The sequence below is a fragment of the Flavihumibacter cheonanensis genome (assembly GCF_022352215.1).
Taxonomy (GTDB): Bacteria; Bacteroidota; Bacteroidia; order Chitinophagales; family Chitinophagaceae; genus Flavihumibacter; species Flavihumibacter cheonanensis.
In genome coordinates this window covers 1-281 of sequence record NZ_JAKRWF010000188.1, presented here as the reverse complement: position 1 = coordinate 281, position 281 = coordinate 1, and the positions used below count along the sequence as shown (strand labels likewise).

The following is a 281-nucleotide window of genomic DNA, read 5'->3' as shown; positions in this document are numbered from 1 at the left end:
CCCAGCCACTCGGGCGGCCACCTCCGCCGACCCCGGCTGTAGCTGGTGGTCGACCACGACCCCTGCGCAACGCCATGGTGCATCTCGAGCCTCGAATGCAGTCGCTGCAGCCAAAGCCATCGAGTCGGCCCCTCCGCTCACCGCGACCAGAACGACAGATCCAGTCTCGAGGTCGGCAAGTGCCGTCCGCACGGCACGTCGCACGTGAGCGACGGCAGGGTGCGGTCCGGTCATGACGCAAGCGTGACGCGCGCGATCCACTGCTCAGGCGCGTGCAGCTC

Annotated in this window: 1 protein-coding gene; it reads right to left on the bottom strand. The window is 69.0% G+C overall.

Features of this window, described 5'->3' with window-relative positions; genetic code table 11:
- The coding region (locus MD536_RS22260; protein ID WP_369075827.1) for a PP-loop family protein at positions 1–234 on the bottom strand (234 nt) is incomplete at its 3' end.
- Positions 235–281 lie beyond the last annotated feature (47 nt).